The 17,701-nt window shown below is 67.3% G+C and carries 16 protein-coding genes and 1 pseudogene; 5 read left to right on the plus strand and 12 right to left on the minus strand.

Annotation, left to right across the window (positions count from 1 at the left end; translation table 11 throughout):
* Positions 1 to 3: 3 nt before the first annotated feature.
* The 5 genes and pseudogenes from AMYHA_RS23065 to AMYHA_RS23080 all read right to left on the minus strand — a co-directional run bounded on the left by AMYHA_RS23065 (position 4) and on the right by AMYHA_RS23080 (position 4,211).
* Positions 4 to 1,539 carry a class I adenylate-forming enzyme family protein gene (locus tag AMYHA_RS23065; protein WP_034274506.1) on the minus strand — a complete coding sequence of 512 codons (1,536 nt, stop codon included), beginning with the start codon at positions 1,537 to 1,539 and terminating at the stop codon, positions 4 to 6.
* Positions 1,540 to 1,715: 176 nt separating this feature from the next.
* Positions 1,716 to 2,021, minus strand: a complete 306-nt coding sequence (locus tag AMYHA_RS27675) for a hypothetical protein (RefSeq protein ID WP_034274509.1) — start codon at positions 2,019 to 2,021, stop codon at positions 1,716 to 1,718.
* A pseudogene (locus tag AMYHA_RS28465) lies at positions 2,009 to 2,119 on the minus strand (ABC transporter ATP-binding protein); the annotation flags it as partial. The pseudogene AMYHA_RS28465 and the gene AMYHA_RS27675, both read right to left, overlap by 13 nt.
* Positions 2,112 to 3,473 carry an NAD(P)/FAD-dependent oxidoreductase gene (locus tag AMYHA_RS23075; protein WP_034274511.1) on the minus strand — a complete coding sequence of 454 codons (1,362 nt, stop codon included), beginning with the start codon at positions 3,471 to 3,473 and terminating at the stop codon, positions 2,112 to 2,114. The gene AMYHA_RS23075 and the pseudogene AMYHA_RS28465, both read right to left, overlap by 8 nt.
* Before the next feature lie 42 nt (positions 3,474 to 3,515).
* Positions 3,516 to 4,211 (minus strand): hypothetical protein, encoded by a 696-nt coding sequence (locus AMYHA_RS23080; protein WP_034274513.1) that lies wholly within the window; start codon positions 4,209 to 4,211, stop codon positions 3,516 to 3,518.
* A 253-nt stretch (positions 4,212 to 4,464) separates the two neighbouring features.
* Between AMYHA_RS23080 and AMYHA_RS23085 the strand changes: the two genes are divergently transcribed.
* The gene (locus AMYHA_RS23085; protein ID WP_231104870.1) at positions 4,465 to 5,100 is read left to right on the plus strand and encodes a TetR/AcrR family transcriptional regulator; all 636 of its coding nucleotides are present in this window, start codon (positions 4,465 to 4,467) and stop codon (positions 5,098 to 5,100) included.
* Between the two features lie 91 nt (positions 5,101 to 5,191).
* Here the strand turns inward: AMYHA_RS23085 and AMYHA_RS23090 are convergent, their stop codons facing one another.
* The 7 genes from AMYHA_RS23090 to AMYHA_RS23120 are packed head-to-tail and all read right to left on the minus strand — an operon-like array spanning position 5,192 to position 13,093.
* Complete coding sequence (locus tag AMYHA_RS23090; RefSeq protein WP_034274516.1) at positions 5,192 to 6,655, minus strand: aldehyde dehydrogenase family protein; 1,464 nt, start codon at positions 6,653 to 6,655, stop codon at positions 5,192 to 5,194.
* Between the two features lie 17 nt (positions 6,656 to 6,672).
* A complete protein-coding gene (locus AMYHA_RS23095; RefSeq protein WP_034274518.1) occupies positions 6,673 to 7,782 on the minus strand; it encodes a Zn-dependent alcohol dehydrogenase in 1,110 nt (369 codons plus the stop codon).
* A gap of 57 nt (positions 7,783 to 7,839) precedes the next feature.
* Positions 7,840 to 8,613: an enoyl-CoA hydratase/isomerase family protein gene (locus tag AMYHA_RS28110; protein ID WP_034274520.1), complete on the minus strand. Its 774-nt coding sequence runs from the start codon at positions 8,611 to 8,613 to the stop codon at positions 7,840 to 7,842.
* Positions 8,614 to 8,615: 2 nt separating this feature from the next.
* Positions 8,616 to 10,247 carry a class I adenylate-forming enzyme family protein gene (locus AMYHA_RS23105; protein ID WP_084037454.1) on the minus strand — a complete coding sequence of 544 codons (1,632 nt, stop codon included), beginning with the start codon at positions 10,245 to 10,247 and terminating at the stop codon, positions 8,616 to 8,618.
* Positions 10,244 to 11,026, minus strand: a complete 783-nt coding sequence (locus tag AMYHA_RS23110) for a gamma-glutamyl-gamma-aminobutyrate hydrolase family protein (protein WP_157362606.1) — start codon at positions 11,024 to 11,026, stop codon at positions 10,244 to 10,246. The genes AMYHA_RS23105 and AMYHA_RS23110 overlap by 4 nt, the downstream gene beginning before the upstream one ends.
* A gap of 23 nt (positions 11,027 to 11,049) precedes the next feature.
* Entirely contained in the window at positions 11,050 to 12,420 is a 1,371-nt protein-coding gene (locus AMYHA_RS23115) for a glutamine synthetase family protein (RefSeq protein ID WP_034274526.1), read from the minus strand.
* Entirely contained in the window at positions 12,413 to 13,093 is a 681-nt protein-coding gene (locus AMYHA_RS23120; protein ID WP_084037455.1) for a hypothetical protein, read from the minus strand. The genes AMYHA_RS23115 and AMYHA_RS23120 overlap by 8 nt, the downstream gene beginning before the upstream one ends.
* Positions 13,094 to 13,321: 228 nt before the next feature.
* Between AMYHA_RS23120 and AMYHA_RS23125 the strand changes: the two genes are divergently transcribed.
* From AMYHA_RS23125 to AMYHA_RS23140, 4 genes are all read left to right on the plus strand, one after another.
* Positions 13,322 to 13,741, plus strand: a complete 420-nt coding sequence (locus AMYHA_RS23125) for a hotdog fold domain-containing protein (protein ID WP_034274528.1) — start codon at positions 13,322 to 13,324, stop codon at positions 13,739 to 13,741.
* A complete protein-coding gene (locus AMYHA_RS23130) occupies positions 13,738 to 15,264 on the plus strand; it encodes a flavin-containing monooxygenase (protein WP_034274530.1) in 1,527 nt (508 codons plus the stop codon). The genes AMYHA_RS23125 and AMYHA_RS23130 overlap by 4 nt, the downstream gene beginning before the upstream one ends.
* Positions 15,265 to 15,398: 134 nt before the next feature.
* Positions 15,399 to 16,322, plus strand: a complete 924-nt coding sequence (locus AMYHA_RS23135; protein ID WP_231104871.1) for an alpha/beta hydrolase — start codon at positions 15,399 to 15,401, stop codon at positions 16,320 to 16,322.
* 5 nt (positions 16,323 to 16,327) lie between these two features.
* Complete coding sequence (locus tag AMYHA_RS23140) at positions 16,328 to 17,692, plus strand: flavin monoamine oxidase family protein (protein ID WP_034274535.1); 1,365 nt, start codon at positions 16,328 to 16,330, stop codon at positions 17,690 to 17,692.
* Positions 17,693 to 17,701: the final 9 nt, after the last annotated feature.

Here is a 17,701-nt window from a genome sequence, read left to right on the forward strand (position 1 = left end):
CTCCTAGCGCAGTGGCGCGCCCCACCGCACGTGGTGGCGCAACTGGTTTTTGAGGAGTTTGCCGCCGGGGTTGCGCGGCAATGCTTCGGTGACGACCGTCGCGTACTGCGGGACCTTGAAGTCGGCGAGATGGTCTCGGCAGTGGACGATCACCGCATCGACGTCGAGCTCTGTCTGGTCGGGCACGAGGACGGCGCCGACCTTCTCCCCCATCACGTCGTCGGGCACGGCGAGGACCGCGGCATCAGCGACCCCGGGAGCGGACAGCAACACCGCCTCGACCTCGACGCTCGAGATGTTCTCGCCACCACGATTGATGATGTCCTTGGCTCGGTCGATGATGTGGACGCGTCCGGCGTCGTCGACCCGGACGATGTCGCCGGTATGCAGCCAGCCATCCACAATGGATTCCGACGTGGCGTCCGGCCGGTGCCAGTACCCGGTGGTCACGTTGGCACCACGGACGAGCAACTCGCCGACGTTCGGGTCATCCCCGATCGGAGCGAGGGCGAGGTCGACCGAGAGCACCGCGTATCCAACGGAATCCGCGTGCTCGACCGCGTCCTGGTCCGGAAGCACGGTGATCAACGACGCCGTCTCGGTCATGCCGTAACCGTTCAGCACCGTCGCCTTCGGGAACGCCTCCTGCAACGACCGCACGAGCGACGGCGCGATCGGGGCACCGCCGTATGCCACCGTGCGCACTCCGGACACGTCTGCCTCGGCGAAACCCGGGTGCCGAAGCAGCAAGGAATACACCGCGGGCACGGTCACCAGGAAGGAAATCCGTTCCGCTGGCAGCGTTTCGATCAGCGTCGGCAGGTCGAGCTCCGGCATGATCACCGATGTCCCACCGACGTACGCGGCGACCAACAGTTGCGAGTTGCAGGCCGTGACATGGAACAGCGGCACCGAGATCAACGTGCGCAAGTCCTGCCCGGCATCGCGCGGAATTCCAGAGCAGCGAACCATGTTCTCGGCGTTGGTGACAAACGCTTGGTTCGTTGTGGGCACGCCCTTGGGGCGTCCGGTCGTGCCCGACGTGTAGAACAACGCGGCCACGTCGGTGGCGTCGAGGCCTTCCGCCACGTATGGGTCGCCGTCTGGCAGCGGAGTGTCCGCCGCCAGATCGACCGTCACACCGGCATCGCTGAGCACGAACTCCACTTCCGGTTGCGCGGACCGCGTATTGACCGCCACCGCGATGCCCCCGGCCATGATCGTGCCCCAGAAGGCGAGCACCCAGTTCGTGCCCGCCGGGTAGCGCACGGCAACCCGGTCCCCACGCTCGACACCGCTGGTGCGTAACCCGCCTGCCACGCGCGATGCTCGCTCCCACAGTTGCGCATAGGTGAGCCGATACCCGCCGAGCTCGACAATCGCCTCCGCGTCAGGCCGCGTATCGACCTGGGCGCGCAGCATGTCGAGCAGCGTCGCGGGCAGATTGGTGTAGCGCCGGATGCCGGTGGCGTCGCTCGTCACGCCGGAATCCGGGAAAGGGTTGTGTGAGCGGGCGATGGTGACGTCGTCAGTAGTCATGCGACACCTCCCTCGGGTCCATCGCTGACCGCTGCAACGTCACAACCGCTGGTCATGGACCTACTCCGTTCACTTGGCGACGACGTACGTATGCGGTGCGATCGATATCGCGGCCGATCATCTGGCAATACTCGAAGTCGAATCGAGTTTGAGATTAAGACCACAGCGAGGCGCTGTCAACTGCTGGCTCGTGCCCACCTCGCGCGACAGCCGGGACGGCGGTCGCCCTGGAGGTCGCCCACCGTCGATCCGGCTCCGCACGCCTCCGAAGCCTCTAGACCGTCAACGACATTCCCGCTGACGTACCTGTCGACGAGATAGCCGACTACGAGCACACCCTGGCCGAACTGGCGAGGGACGCCGAGCCGCGGCACGTGCGCAAGGACGGCGAGCGCGATAGTGGCGCCGTACGGAATGGACACCAGCGCGGTCGGCACGATGGTCACCGGGATGACGAACCAAGCCTGGGTCGCTCGGAGCACTGCACGATGTCGGTGCCGTTCACTACGCACTTTCCCGAGTGCGGACGCAGCAAGCCGATCATCGACTTTAGAAGGACCGACTTCCCCGTACTATGCGGTCGTCGATTGCGTGGCCTTCGACGCGCCTCGTCGGGCGTTGCGCCGGCTTCCGTTGACCAGATCGTTGAAACGGTCGACGGCCCAGATGGTTCGAAGCCCCAACCGGCCCATCATCATCGGACGAGGAAACGTGGGCTTGTCCATCCACAAGGTCTCCAGGTCCTCGTGGCGCTCACCATCGACGATCAGGTCGGCGATGAGGGTTCCGACGTACGGCGCCTGCGCGAGACCGTGACCGTTGCACGCGATCGAGTAGAAAATGTTGGCGTCGATCTGCCCGGCGAGCGGAAGCCATGACGACGTGATCGCGATCCACCCTCCCCAGGCACGCTCCACAGCGACATCCGCCAGCGCTGGGAATCGCGTCGCGAAGGCCTCCGCGAGTTCTTCGACGAGCGCGGGGTCGGGTGTCTTCTGGGGAAGTGGATAGCTCATGCCGCGCTCGAGCCGCCGGACGCCGAACACGATGGTGTTGCGCGACGTCAGGCGGTAGTTCTCCATGATGGCGTGCTGGGTAACGAGTCCCATGCGACTGGTCCACCCCAGCGCCGCCAGACGGTCAGGGTCGATCGGCTCGGTCTCCACCTCGATGATCCAGATGGGCACGGAGAGGTGCTTCGGAGTGATGTCCCACTCGCCGGCGAAGGCGTTCGTCGCCAGCACCACCTTGTTGGCCCGCACCCGACCCTGCGGAGTGGCCAGAACGACCTGCTCGCCGTCGCGTGTCACGTCGGTGACCTTCGTCTGCTCGAAGACTCGCGCAGACGAATCGAGTAGTGCTCCGCGCATACCCAGGGTGAACTTGCCGGGGTTCATCATTCCGCCGATAACCTCGCGCATCCCGCCGAGGAACCCGTGCGGAATCCCGAGCTCCTCGCTCGTACCCAGCTCCACGTGGCCGCCGGCGCGTTCAATGATCTTGGCCACCCGGCGTACCCGGCCCATCTGTCCCCGCGACACCGCCGCGAAGGCGTTGCCGGTCGGTTCGTAGTCGCAGTCGATGTCGTGCTTCGTGATGAAGTCCTCGACGTGGTGCGCGGCGTGCTCGGCGAGCCGGATCATGCCGGGCATCTTCTTCCGGTAGAGCAGGTTGAGTAGCTGGAGGTCACCGCCAGGGGCACCCGCCAACTGCCCGGCGTTGCGCGAGCTTGAGCCATGTCCGCAGAACTCGGCCTCCAGCAGCACCACGTCCTGACCGCGCTCGGCCAGCCGTAGCGCCGTCGACATGCCGTTGATGCCGCCGCCGATGACCGCGACATCGCAGGCGAGGTCGCCGGACAGCGCCGGCAGGACGTCCGCAGGCGGATCGACCCAGCCGCTGAAGGTGGTGTACTCGACGTTGTCGGTCTTCATCTGATTGCTCCTCACGAGGCGCTCTGGTCAGTCGTTCGCTGCTCAGGCCCGGACAACGCTGGGCTCGTTCGAAGCCGGTTCCGCCCCGATCGCCACGTTGTGGTTGTGCAGAGCGCGGTAGGCGACGTAGTAGACGCACATCTGGACGCCCCAGGTGGTCAGCGCGGCGATGTAGAAGAGCGTTCTGTGCTCGTCGTCGCCCGGGATCGGGAAGAAGTCGTAGGTGATCGCGATGACCGAGGCGGCCGTGGTCGCCAGCCCGGCAGCGACGGCGAGACCCTTGGCCCCGATCTTCCAGAGCCGCCACGAGAAGTAGGCCAGGAAAAGCGTCGTGAGCACGTTGACCACGACGTAGAACGTGGCCGGACCGACGTGGAGCTCGTGGCCGCGGAACTGCTGAAGGTACAGACCGGCGCCGATGGCCAGTGCGAACACACTGACGTCGACGGTGACGCTCGGCTTGTAGCGGTGCGTCACACGCATCAGGCCCAGGACGAGAATGAGGGTGATGCCGATGGATCGCGAGAACGCGTCGAAGAAGTACGCGACGTCGTACAGGAAGTTGCCCTGGTCCCCGCTGACGAGCGCCCAGACGAGGAAGTTCGTGCCCGACGTGGCGACGACCATCCATTCCAGACCGAGCAGGTAGTTGTCGTAGCGTCGGATGAACAGCCATCCGAAGTAGAAGCCGGCGAACATCATCCAGAGATCGGCCAGCATGAAGAGCAGGTCCTTCATGTCATTGATTCCTTCGGGTCATGCCTTCGTGCTGAAGGCGGCGTCCTCTCCGATCTGCCAACCGACCTCGACCCACGCTGGAGTGGCGCCGAGCCGGCTTCGTGATCCGGCTCATACGCTAACCCATAGTTGGTCATACGTTCAAGATGTATGACTAAGATGTTTGACTAAGAATTCCGCCGCCCTCATATCGACCACTAACCACGGATCCCAGTGCTAGGCTGAGTCTTGACTTAATCAATCGTCCAACTACGTGGATGACCTGCACCGGGAGGATTTCGTGCCACGGATCTCCGCCGCACAGCGGCGTAGCGACTTCGTCAACGCCGCCATCGAAGTCATCGCGGCCTACGGCATCGATGGAGCGACAACCCGGCGGATCGCCGACCAAGCTCAGGCGAACCTCGCGATGCTGCACTACTGCTACGACTCCAAGGACGACCTCTTCGCCGATGTCTACGAGTTCGTGGCGGGCAGATACCGCGATGTCATCCAAGACAGCGATCCGCACTCCACCCTGGCGGACACAGCACGGCAACTCCTACGCGGTGCCATGGAGGCCTACCTTGAGTCACCCAGCTTCGCCGCCACGACGCTGGAACTCATCAGCTGGGCACGGCGGCAGCACGGAGACCGCGGCATCGCGGTGTACGACCAAGCCCTCGAGTCGGTGCGCGCCGCGCTTCGCGGCACCTCCGCAGAGCACCCGGTCGAGCCGGAAACCATCGATCAGATCGCCTATGTCATCGCCACCTTGGCCGATGGTTTCGCCATGAACTGGTTGACCTATGGGGATCGGTCCGCCGCGACGGAGCAGATGGAAACCGTCGTCTCAGTACTCGACAGCTGGCTCGCGGCTCGGGTCGGATCTACCCCGGCCGGGGTGTAATCGGTGCTGCGGGAGCCCCGGGGTCGTGAGTGTTTCCAACGGTTCTAACCGTGATTACCACTCACGACCCCGGGGCTACAGTGTGGCGTCCTCACAACGGCAGGTCGGGCGAGTCGACACCGACGACCCGGTCGCCACAGAAGACGCGCACCGACTCGGCCGGTCCGTGGCCGCCGATGCCTGCCGGACCCCAGAAGCTCTGCGCCGAGTCGTCTCCGAGGTCGGCGAGCTTGGCGCCGTTGACGCGCACCTCGCCGGACAGGATGCGGGAGCCGACGTCGATCGCCCGATCGGTGTCGGCGCCGAACACGTAGGCGTCGAGGCCCGAGGGATTGGCATTCGCGACGCGCAGCGCCTCGTCGTCGGAGTCCACGGCGTGCAGCGAGACGACCGGACCGAACAGCTCGGCGGTGGCCGCAGCGGGGTCGGCGCCCGCGGCGACAGTCGGCGACAGGAAGAAACCGTCGAGCTCGGGCAGCTGGGCTGGCTGGCGGATGGTCGACCCGAGCTCGCGCAACTCCTCGATCCTGCGCTGCAATGTCTGGAAGTGCGGCGCATTGGAGATCGGGCCGATCTCCACATCCTCGTCCAGCGAGTGACCGACGACGAGCTTGGCGATCCGCTCGGTCAACGCCTCGAGAAGCGGGTCGACCAAACTGCGATGAGCGAGGATCTTGCCCGGCCCCTCACACCACTGGCCGTTGAGCTTGGTCGTGCCGTCGAGGATGCCGTCCGCGGCGACGTCGAGGTCAGCATCGTCCAGCACGAGCGCCGGATTGTTGCCGCCGAGCTCCAGCTGCAGGACCTTGAAATCCTCCGCTGCGGCCCGTGCGATGGCGCGGCCCGCGCCGGGTCCGCCGGTGAACGAGACGATCTTGATGCGCGAGTCGGCGGTCAGCGTGGCGCCGACGTCGCCGGTACCGTGCACCAGCTGCAGCGCACCGCTCGGCAGGCCCGCCTGGACGAAGCATTCGACGATGATCTGCGCGCTGCTGGGCGCGTGCTCCGATGGCTTGAGGATGACGGGACAGCCCGCCGCTATCGCGCTGGCGATCTTGGCAGCGGGGATGAAGCTCGGACCGTTCCACGGCGTGAGGATCGCCGCGGGCCCCCACGGCACCTTGTAGAGGCGGACGTCGCGGCCGTCGGCCGCCAGCGCGGTGACGCGTGGAACGGTCCTGAGGTCCGACGCCGACGCCCGGATCCTCGCGGGCAGGAACGCCGCGACCTTGCGCGTGACGCTGATGGGCGTGCCACTGGTCAGCGAGTCCGTCCGTGCGATGTCCTCGGCACGGGTCTCGATGATCTCGGCGGCGCGCTCGAGCATGTCGGCGCGCTCTCGCCGAGCGTCCTCGTCCCAGCGGCCGATGTCGTACACGCGCTCCGCGTGCCGCAGCGCGCGCTCGAGATCGTCGGGTGCGGTGGTGACCAGGCGGTGGACGGGCTCGCGCGTGTTGGGGTCGACGTTCCACGCGCCATGGACCGCCTCGCATTCGCTCCACTCGTCGGCGATGTAGTTCACCGGTTGGGGCATCGTGATCTCCTTGCTCGCCATGGAGCTCACCTCCGCATTCATTCGTTGGTCGCCGACTGGAGGTCGACGACGATGCGGGTCACGTCACCAGACTTCATCGCCTCGAAGCCCTCGTTGATCTCACCGAATCCGATGACACGCGTAACCATCTCGTCGAGCAGCAGTCGCCCCTGTTGGTAGAGGCGCGCGAGCTGGGTGACGTCCTGACGGGCCTGGCCCGAGCCCATGTAAGAGCCGATGAGTCGCTTCTCCTGGAAGAAGAAGTCCAGGGCCGGGACGCTGACCTCGGTGCCACCAGGTGCGATCCCGACGAGGCACGCGGTGCCCGTCGGGCGCAGGAGGGCCACGGCCGTCGCCGCAGTACGAGCCGAACCAACCGCTTCGAAGCAGTAGTCGACCCCCTCACCCAACTGGCGGTGGAGTTCCGCGACCGTGTCGCCGTCCCCGCCGTTGATGACGTGGGTGGCGCCATAGCCGCGAGCGGCCTTCAGCCGATCGTCGTCCAGGTCGACGGCGACGATGGCCGAGGCACCGGCGAGCCTGGCGCCCTGGATGATCGCGGAGCCGACACCGCCGCAGCCGATGACCGCGACCGTGCTGCCCGGACGCACCTGAGCACCGCGGAAGACGGCGCCGACGCCGGTGATGACGCAGCAAGCCAGAAGGCATCCGACGTGCGACGGCACGTCGGCAGGAAGCTTCACCAGCGCGTTCTCGCGCATGAGCACATGCTGGGAGAAGGCGCCGATGGCACCGAGCCGCTCGATCGGCTGGCCGTCGGTGGTCTGGAACGCCGGACGTGGGCGGCGCCGAATCTCCGCAAGGCGCTGGCACTGGGTCGAGTGTCCTGCTTCGCAGTTGGTGCAGCGGCCGCAGGACGGCGTCAGCGCGCCGACCACGCGGTCGCCCGGGCGCAGCCCCTCGACCTGCGAGCCGACTGCCTCGACCAAGCCCGCCACCTCGTGCCCGAGCACGGCAGGCAGGTCGGTCGGCACCGCTCCGGTCATGTAGTGCAGGTCGCTGTGGCACAGCCCCACGTTCGTGACCGCGACCCGCACCTCGTGTGGCTCCGGGTCGTCCACCCGGATGGCGGTCAGCTCGAGCGGCTTGTTGAACGCGGTCAGTACCACGGCCTTGGTGTCGATCATGTCGATCTGTCTTCTCTCGTTGGTCTGTTGCAAGTGATGGCGAGTCCAGTGCGAGGGTTACGCGCCAGTGCCCCGGGCGGACCAGAAGCCCTTGACCCCCGCTGTGAGGACTCCGCTCTCCCACGCCTTGTTGGCAGCGAGGTCCTCGCGGGCGAAGGCCGCTTCGATGTCCTCGGCCTGCGGGCGCAGAAGCGCGAGGTGGAGGGCTGCCGTGTTTCCCTCGGGCGTCCACTCGATGACGGTCTCGATCGCACGCTCGATCAGGGCGTCGGGCTCGACGATCTCGTCGAGGAGCCCGATCCGCAGGGCCTCGTCGGCCCCAATGCGCGGGGATCCGAGGACCATGCGCATCGCGTGATTCCCGACGACGCGCCGCAGCAGCACGCTGGACGCGTTCGAGATCGTGATGCCCCTGCCGTTTTCCGGCTGGTAGTACTCCGTCGCTCGGGTTCCGATGCGAGCGTCGCAGCACAGGGTGATCTCCGAGGCTCCCCCGACCGCGATTCCATTGACCGCCGCGATGACGGGGACCTGGGTCGCCAGGATGGCCCGGGTGATGTCGTGAAAGCTCTCGAACGCCTCACGGAACTCAGCGTCCGTGGCCGGAGCACTCTGGAGGTCCTCCCCCGCCGAAAACGCTCGCCCCTCACCGGTCAGCACGATCCCCCGCGCGCGCTCGCCGGTGCCGAGTTCGCGGATGACGGCCGCCAACCGGTGTCGGGTGGCGACGTCCAGGGCGTTCAGCTTCTCGGGACGGCGAAGCGTCAGCACCGCGACGTCCCGAACGACGTCGACGTCGAGGCACCCGGCTTCGGAAGTGCGATGCGACATGTCTAGGTCCTTCGGGCAGCGAGGTCGTGGGTGACGCCCGGATCGTCTGCTGCGCGCGCCTTGAGGGCAGGCTTGTTGACGCGTTCGGACGGGGTGCGCGGGAAATCGGCGACGAACTCGACGTAGCGTGGCACCTTGAAGCGGGCGAGCTCCTTGCCTGCCCGCTCGATGATCTGCTCGGCGGTGGCGCGCTCGGCCTCGACCCCCGGTGCGAGCTGGACGAAGGCCTTGACCTCCTCGCCGAGGATGTCGTCGGGTTCGGCGACGACGGCGGCCGAGATCACCAAGTCGTCTCGTTCCAGAGCTGCCTCGACCTCGACGCTCGCGACGTTCTCGCCACCGCGTCGCACCATGTCCTTGATCCGCCCGATCAGCCGGATGCCGTGGTCGGGATGGCGAACCACGACGTCACCGGTGTGCAGCCAGCCACTGCGCAGCACCCGTGCCGTGTCATCCGGCCGGTTCCAGTACCCGTTCATCATCGGCCTGCCCGCGACGACGAGCTCGCCCGACTCACCGTCGGCCACCTCGGAGCCGTCGGGATCGACGACACGAACCTGCTTGGTCGGCACCGGGTGCCCCAGGCTCCCGCTACCAACGGCGTCGGTGTCGCCGAACGGACTGAACAGGTCGATTCCGGACTCGGTCATCCCGTAGACCTCGCGCCACGGCGCGCCCCAGCGCTCCTCCAGCTGCGCGTGCAGACCGACCGGGATGCCGGAGCAGAACACCATGCGGAGGTCGTTGTCGCGGTCGTCGGGGGCAGGCGGCTGTTTGAACAGCAGCGTCGGCATCGAGCCCAAGACGTAGACGAAGGTCGCGCGATGCCTGCGTACGTCGGCCATGAAGGTGGACGCGGAGAATCGAGGCAGCACGACCAGCGGGGCGCCGAGCGTGAGAGCGAGCGCGGTGTTCCACTGTGGATCCATGTAGGAGAACGGCTGCGCCGTCAGTAGCACGTCCTCGGCCCCGAGCCCCGTGGCTGCGGCACAGTTCCAGCCCAGCCGCACCCAGTAGTCCTGCGTCAGCATGCAGGCCTTCGGGAAGCCGGTGGTCCCAGAGGTGTACTGCAGGTTCGCCAGGCTGCCCGCGTTGATCGACACACTAGGGGCTGTGTCAGGGAAGGCTCCTGACCCGTCGTCCGCGATGTCGACTACCCGCACGTCAGTGAGCTCGCCCGCCGCCCCGAGGACGTCGGCGACGAGCCCGGTGCGCTCGGCGTCGGTGAACACGACCCGTGCCCCCGAGTCCCTGAGGACGAAGTCGAGGTCCGCCCGCTGGTAGGAGCAGTTGACCGGGACGGCGACCGCGCCTGCCTTCTGCGCGGCGAGCCACACCACCGGCCAGTGCACGACGTTCGGGAGCATGATCGCGACACGGTCGCCCGGCTGGACGCCGTCGACCTCGATCAGCCGGTGTGCCAGCCGGGATGTCCAGGCGTCGATCTCGGCGAAGGTCCATGACCGCTCGCCGAAACGGAGGAACTCCCGTTCGCCAGAGTCCTGCGCCCGCCGCGACAGCAGCTCGGGCAGCGTCGGGATGGCGGGGTCGTCGCCCGCCCGGTCGGGCGTCACGACCGGCCCCGCACCCGAGCAGGCGCGACCGGCTTGCTCGCGTGCCACATTCGCAGTCATCGCACGCTCCTCCGCATCTCTCCGCCATGGCCGTCGGCCAGCAGCTTCTTCGCGGCCTGGACGACCCACGTCAACGTCGGGTCAGTGCTCTTCATCCACTCCGGGTGCCACTGGACTCCGAGCACCGGAGCGCCAGGGAGCTCGACCGACTCGGCCACGCCGTCACTCGTCCGCCCGGTCACGACCAGTCCGGCGCCGCAGCGGTCGACCGCCTGGTGGTGCCAGGAGTTGGTCGTCGCGTGCTCGCCGAACAGGTCGGCGGCGAGCGATCCCTTCTCGAACGTCACGAGGTGATCGGTAGTGCCGTCGGTTGGCGCGGCCTCAGTCGACAGGTGGCTCACGGATCCCGGCTCGAGGTGGGCGATGAGCGTGCCGCCGAGAGCGACGTTGAGCACCTGCATGCCCCGGCAGACGCCAAGCACCGGGATCCCGTGGTCCAGCGCGGCGCGGACGAGCGCGATCTCGTACTCGTCCCGCGCCAGGTCGTGCGCCATCGGGTCCATCCGGGGGTCGATGTCGCGGACCACGCTCGTGTCGCCGCCCCAGCACGCTGGGTGGACGTCCTGTCCACCGGTGATCACGACCGCGGACAGCCACTGACACATGTCCGTCGCGTCGCTGTCGTACGACAGGTACACCGGAAGCCCACCGGCCTCGGCGATCCGCGTCGCGAAGTCCGACATGTAGCTGTCCAGGCAGCGGTCGCCATACCTCTCGTCGGCTCCCTCGATCACACTGAGCCGGTATCGCCGTCCCGTGATGCCGATCAACGGCCGCATCACCACAGCCTCCTCCCCCGCACTCACGGGAACTCGAAGTAGCGTGTCGACTCCCACTGGGAGAGCTCGGCGAACGGATCGCCACCTTTGGTGTGGAACTCCATCCACTCCCATCGTCGTGACGCGACCCAGAAATCCACGAACTCGTCACCGAGGTACTCGCGCAGGAGAGGATCGGCGTCCAGGGCCGCACCCGCCTTGGACATCGTGTCCGGGATCCGGGTCACTCCGACGCTGTCGGGCAGGCACCACGCCATATCCGTGACCTGCTCCGGCGGCCCGATCTGCCGCTCGATGCCGGCCAGCACCCCGGCCAGCACGCCCGCGATCGCGAGGTACGGGTTGACGTCTGCTCCGGGAAGTCGGTACTCGAGACGCGAGTACTTGGGGTGTCCGCAGACGGCGCGCACCGCGGCGGTCTTGTTGTTGACGCCCCAGCTCACGGTGGTCGGCGGCCCGGTGAGGTCCACAAGGCGCCGGTATGACGTGATCTGTGGGAACACGATCGACGTGGCGCCAGCCATCGTGGCCAGCAGTCCACCGACCGCGTGCCGCATGAGCTCGGACGGACCGTCCTCGGCGAAGAACTGGTTCACCCCGTCGCTCTGGAGCGAGAGGTTGATGTGGGCGCCCTGGCCGAAGCCCGCGGTCGGCTTGGCCATGAACGAGACGGTGTGGCCCCGCTCGAACGCGACCTCGCGCATGACCTGACGGGTCCGCGCCCAGTTGTCACACAGCCTGACCGGGTCGGTCGGCGCCAGGTTCAGCTCGGTCTGCCCGGCGGCGGCCTCGTCGGTCCATGCCTCCCACGTGATCCCGACGCGGTCGAGCCGGTCAACCACGGCATCCATGTAGTCGACCCAGTCGCTGGACCTCGCCAGGTGATACGTCGCTCCCGTGCTGCCGCCCAGTGGCGTCAGGTCCCGATAGCCGACCTTGCGCGCTTCCTGAACGGACTCCTCGAACAGGGTGGCCTCGATCTCCACGGCAACCGTCGCGGCGTACCCGAGGGACTCCAGTCGTGCCACCATCTTCCGCACCAGGTTCCGCGGACAGATCGGCACGGGCGTGCCGTCCTTGAGCCAGTAGTCGCCGATGACGGAGTCCAGGCCCGGCTTCCACTCCACGAGCGTGGACATGTCCGGGATCATCTGGATGTCGTAGAGGTTGCCGCGCCAGTCCGGGAAGGCATCACCGAGGACGATCTCGTTGCCAAGGTCGATCGCGAAGAGGATGTCGGCGAAGGCGAAGCCGGCCTCCTTGCCGGCGGCGAACTTCGCCGGCGACACGTTCTTGCCCAGGAGGCTGCCTTCGTGGTTCGTCGCTTCGAGGCGGATGGCGCGCGGGGAACTCGAAGGAGCAGCGTCCTGAGTGGACTGAGTGAGGTCAAACATCAAAACGAACCTTCCAGGAAGCGGCCGTCATGACCGACATCTGTGACAACGTGCCCTTGATCTGCACACCGGCCGCCAAGGAGGCGAGGAAGTCGTCCGCCCCGCTGAAGACACCGGCGAGAAGGTCGGGAGGTCCCGCCATCAGGTACTCGGTCGCCCCGTCGCCGAACTGACCCCGCTCCGAGCCATCGGGGCCAATGGCGTCGACGGTCAAGACTTCGGGGATGCCCGGGATTCCGCGTGTCACTTCCCAGAACTGCTGGGCGGCCTCGCGCCAGTGGGGTAGCGGCGGCCGCAACGCGCGCAAGGTGCCCGCGGCCAAGGCAGCATCACCGGTGGGCTCCTGCGCCGACGCGAAACGTGCGTGCAGATCGACGACGACCGTCGCGTCTGGCTCGACCAGGACTCCACTGGTCACCTCGACCGTCTCGCCATCGAGGACGACCGTGGCGGCCTGCGGCGTGTCGTGGGAGCGGACCGCCACGGTGCCGACGGACTGGCCCAACACCTCGTCTGCGTGGCCGACGCGCGCTGAGTCACGCAAGGTGCGTCCGATCAGCCGGACGAGCGGAGTCGCATCGCCCTCGATCGTGACGGGAAAGGTAGAACCCTCACTCGCGGGCGCATCCGGGGACCTCGCGGGCACCTCGGGGAACGTCATGATCTCGGTCATCCTTCGGCCCTTCCGACCTAGTCGAATCTCGCGACCATAGTTAGTCATATGACTCGATCGCCTGACGAAGATGTTGGCTACCAGGTCGCCGATTGTCAACAGTCGCGCTGACGAGCCCTTGGCGGCGAGCGCTCGTGTCACCCCTTGACGAGGCATGGAAGTTGGCACAAACTGAATCAAATGACTTAATCACATGACCTATTCAATCCCGTGTCGCCAGGAGATCTCATGAAAGTCATCCATCAGCGCTACGTCGCCTACTCCGAGGCTCACTACGCAGGAAACCTCGTCGACGGAGCGTTCGGCCTGGCGCTGTTCGGTGACGCCGGAACTCATCTCGCGATCGTCACCGACGGCCACGAGAGCCTCTTCGCGGGCTACTCCTCCGTGGAGTTCCTGGCACCGGTGCGCGGCGGCGACGTCGTCGAGGTCGAGGCGCGGCTCGCGGCGAAAGGCAACCGGAGCCGGACGATCGACTTCGAACTGCGCGTCATCGCCCGAGCCACAGACGCCACGGGCAGAGCGGAAGTCCTCGACGAGCCCATCGTCGCCACCCGGGCCCGCGGGACCGGCGTCGTACCCGACCACCGGACTGACGAGCCAGCGGGCCTCCCGCAGGACCACGACCGAGAAGGAAGTGCAGCATGAAAGACACAGACACGACGGAGTCCGCCGACATCGTCATCATCGGCGCCGGGCTCTCCGGCATCGGTGCGGCGAAGTACCTCACGGACGACTTCCCGGACAAGAAGATCCTCCTGCTGGAGGCCAGAGACGCGGTCGGCGGCACCTGGGACCTGTTCAAGTACCCTGGCATCCGATCCGACGACTCCGTGCACACCTACGGCTACGAGTTCAAGCCCTGGCTGCACGAGGAGGCGATCGCCGACGGCCCGCTGATTCGCGACTACATGGCCGAGACCGTCACCGAGTTCGGGCTCGACGAGATCCTGCGGCTGCGCCACCGGGTCACCGCTGCCGACTGGTCCAGCGAGGAGGCGCGGTGGACGCTGCAGGTGACCGCGATCGACGAAGCAGGCAACGAGACGCACAAGAACATCCGGACCAGGTTCGTCTTCAGCGGTACCGGCTACTACCGCTACGACCAGGGCTACGAGCCCCACTTCGAGGGTCGCGAGGATTTCCGGGGCGACATCCTGCACCCGCAGCACTGGCCGGAGGACTACGACTACAGCGGCAAGCGCGTGGTCATCGTCGGCAGCGGGGCGACCGCCGTGACGATGCTCCCCGCGATGCTGGCGGGCGAGGGCGCGGCAGCCCACGTCACGATGCTCCAGCGCACCCCGAGCTACGTCGCCTCGGTCCCCCGGGTGGACAAGCTCGCCCAGCGGCTCATGAAGCTCTTCGGCACCAAGCGCGGGTACGCCGCCACGCGACTCAAGAACATCTGGTCCGACCACCTGCTCGTGACGGTGCTCTGCAGGTTCCCTAACTTCGGGCGCAAGCTGCTGCGCAAGCTGACGGCCAAAGAGCTACCGGGCGGCTTCGACGTGGACGCCCACTTCAATCCGCCGTACAACCCGTGGGACCAGCGTCTGTGCGTCACGCCGGACAACGAGTTCTTCAAGGCGATCCGCGAGGGGAACGCCGACGTCGTGACCGAACACATCGAGCGGTTCACCGAGGACGGCATCCTGCTGAAGTCGGGCCGGACGCTCGAAGCCGACGTCATCGTCACCGCGACCGGCCTGGTCATGCAGATGCTGGGCGGCATCCAGCCGACGGTGGACGGCACCCGGGTCAACATGGGCGACACGGTGCTCTACCGCGGCGCCCTGATCTCCGGCGTGCCCAACTGGGCCATGATGCTCGGCTACACCAAGGCGACCTGGACCCTGCGCATCCGCAACGTGTGCCGCCTCGCCGCAGACGTGATCCGCACGATGGACTCGAAGGGTTACGACATCGCCGTGCCGGTCCCGCCGGAGGGCATGCCCACGCAGGACCTTTTCGACCTCTCCGCCGGCTACATGCAGCGCGCAAAGGCTGAATTACCGCGTAAGGGCACCACCCTCCCCTGGCAGATGCACACGACCTTCGTCAGGGACAACCGACTCTTCAAGGGTCGGCTGATCGACGAGGGCCACATCCGCTTCGCGACCCGCACATCCGCGGCGCGCCAACTCACGACCATGGAGGCCGCGTCGTGAGCGCGCCGCGGTTCACCCTGGCCCAGCGGAGCCAGCGCGCCCTCCTGATCTCCCTGAGCCGCCTCCCGGCAGGGATCCAGCGACTGCTTGCCCGGCCGCCGGTCAACAGCGCCGGCGACCGCATGGAGTCCGACATGGCCCTGCTGATGAAGCTCAGCGAGTCGGGAGAGGACTACAGCGACCTCGAGCCGCCCGCCGCCAGGGCGATGACGGAGCGCGACCTGGCGCTCTTCGCCGACCGCATCTCCCCGTGCCTGGTCGAGGAGGAGGTCGAGATCCACCCGGGGCTTGTGGCCACGCGGTACAGCCAGGGCACTCCCGCGCGTAGCCTGGTGCTCTTCTTCCACGGCGGCGGCTTCGTCCTCGGCAGCCGGGCCAGCTACACCGCACCGGCCAGGATGCTCGCCCACGCCACGGGTGCCGACGTGCTGTCCGTGGAGTACCGCCTGGCCCCCGAGCACCCCTTCCCCGCCGCTCACGAGGACGCCCTCGCCGCCTGGCGGTACGCCGTGGAGCACGCCCCCGCCTGGGGCGTGGACCCCGCGCGCATCGTCGTCGCCGGCGAGAGCGCCGGCGGCAACATCGCCGCCGTCCTGTGCCAGCAGGTGCGCGGCGAGGCGGTGCAGCCCCTGCTGCAGGTGCTCATCCAGCCGGTGACCGACCTGTCCACGCATCGTCCGTCCCAGGACGAGTTCGCCGACTGCCCGGCGCTGACGGCCAAGCAGGTCACCTGGTTCATGCGGCACTACCTCCCCGAGGGCGCCGACCACCGCGATCCCCGGATCTCCCCGCTGCTGGGCAACCTGAACGGTCTCCCCCGCGCCATCGTGTCGGTGGCCGGGTTCGACTCCCTGCACGACGACGGCGTCGCCTACGCGACAGCGCTGCTCGAGGCCGGCGTACCGGTCGAGGTGATCCACGAACGGGAGCTCGTACACGGCTACATCTCCTTCACGGCCATCAGCCCGAGCAGCAAGGCAGCCACGACACGCCTCGTGGGAGCCATCGCAACGGCGCTGGACAAGACGGACCGAGACACTACGACAAGGAAGCGCTGAGAGCCGTGGCTAGATCGAGAAGGGTCCGTGACGAGACCTGCGAGGTCGTCGTGGTCGGCGCCGGCATGGCCGGGTTGATGGCGGCGACCACGCTGGCCGAGCGGGACGTCGTCGTGCTCGAGGCCGCCGGTCGGGCCGGAGGTCGCGTGGATTCGGCTCGCCTTGGCGACTACTGGATCAACCTCGGAACCCAGTTCACCGAGGGAACCGGGCCGCTGATCGACGCCCTGCATCGCCACCAGATCCCGATGGGAACACTGGAGGGCAAGTCGGTGGCACTCGCGCTCGGCGGGAAGCAGGTCGACACCTCGAATCCGTTCAGCCTGATGTTTCGGTCTCGGATGAGCTTCATGGAACGGGTCGGGCTGGCGGCGGTCGGAACTCGCATCCTCGCGAACGTGCCGTTTCTGGAGATGGACCCCGAGAAGCGGTGGGCGAAGCGGGTTCGGGCAAAGCTCGACGCTCGACGCGCCGACTTCGTGCTGCGTGGAGTGAAGTCCGAGCTTGCTCGGGAGATGGTCCGCTCCTGGTCCGGGCAGTGGATGGGATGCGAACCGGACGAGACCGCCGCGACGCAGTTCGTCTACTCGATGGGCATCCTGCTGACCGACCCCGAGAAGGTTCCGAACCTCTCCCTGCCAGAAGGCGGCAACCAGACGCTCACCGACATCCTGTCCGAAGACCTCGGCGATCGAATTCGGTTGAACTCACCGGTGAATTCGCTGGAGTGGACCGCGGACGGCGTCGTCGTGGACTACGAGGACGGGAAGGGGCCTGCGCGCCTGAACGCCAGGCGTGCCATCGTCGCGGTGCCCGCCGACATCGCCGTGAAGATCATGCCAGGGCTGCCGCCGGAGTATCGGAAGGCGTTCGATGCCATCCACTATGGCCGGTACGTGGTGGTTGGCTTCTTCACCCACGAGGAGGGCCCGCAGCGCTGGGACGACTACCTGGCCGTGTCGACACCGGAGCTGTCGTTCCAGGCGGTGTTCAACCATGCCGCGGCGCTGCGCCGAGGTAGTGCTCGCAAGCCCGGCGGCGCGCTGGCCTGCTTCGCAGGCGGCGCTGCGGCCGACACGCTGTTCGAGCTCACCGACTCCGAGATCGTTGCTCGCTTTAGGGCAGATCTCCTTGCGCTCTACCCCGAGCTGGAGGGGAAGCTCGGGGAAGGCATCCTGCGCCGTCACCCTCGGGTCGTGCCGTTCTGGGCACCCGGCGGACGCGCGTCGCTGCCGACGCTGCGCCAGAACCTCGGACCCGTCTACCTCGCTGGCGACTACCAGCTCGACATGCCCTCCCTCGCTGACGCGGCCAACTCGGGTCAGCAGGCCGCGGAGAACGTTCTGGCGAGCCTGTCCCCGCGCGGCTGACCACAACAA

Source organism: Haloechinothrix halophila YIM 93223 (assembly GCF_000504245.1).
GTDB lineage: Bacteria > Actinomycetota > Actinomycetes > Mycobacteriales > Pseudonocardiaceae > Haloechinothrix_A > Haloechinothrix_A halophila.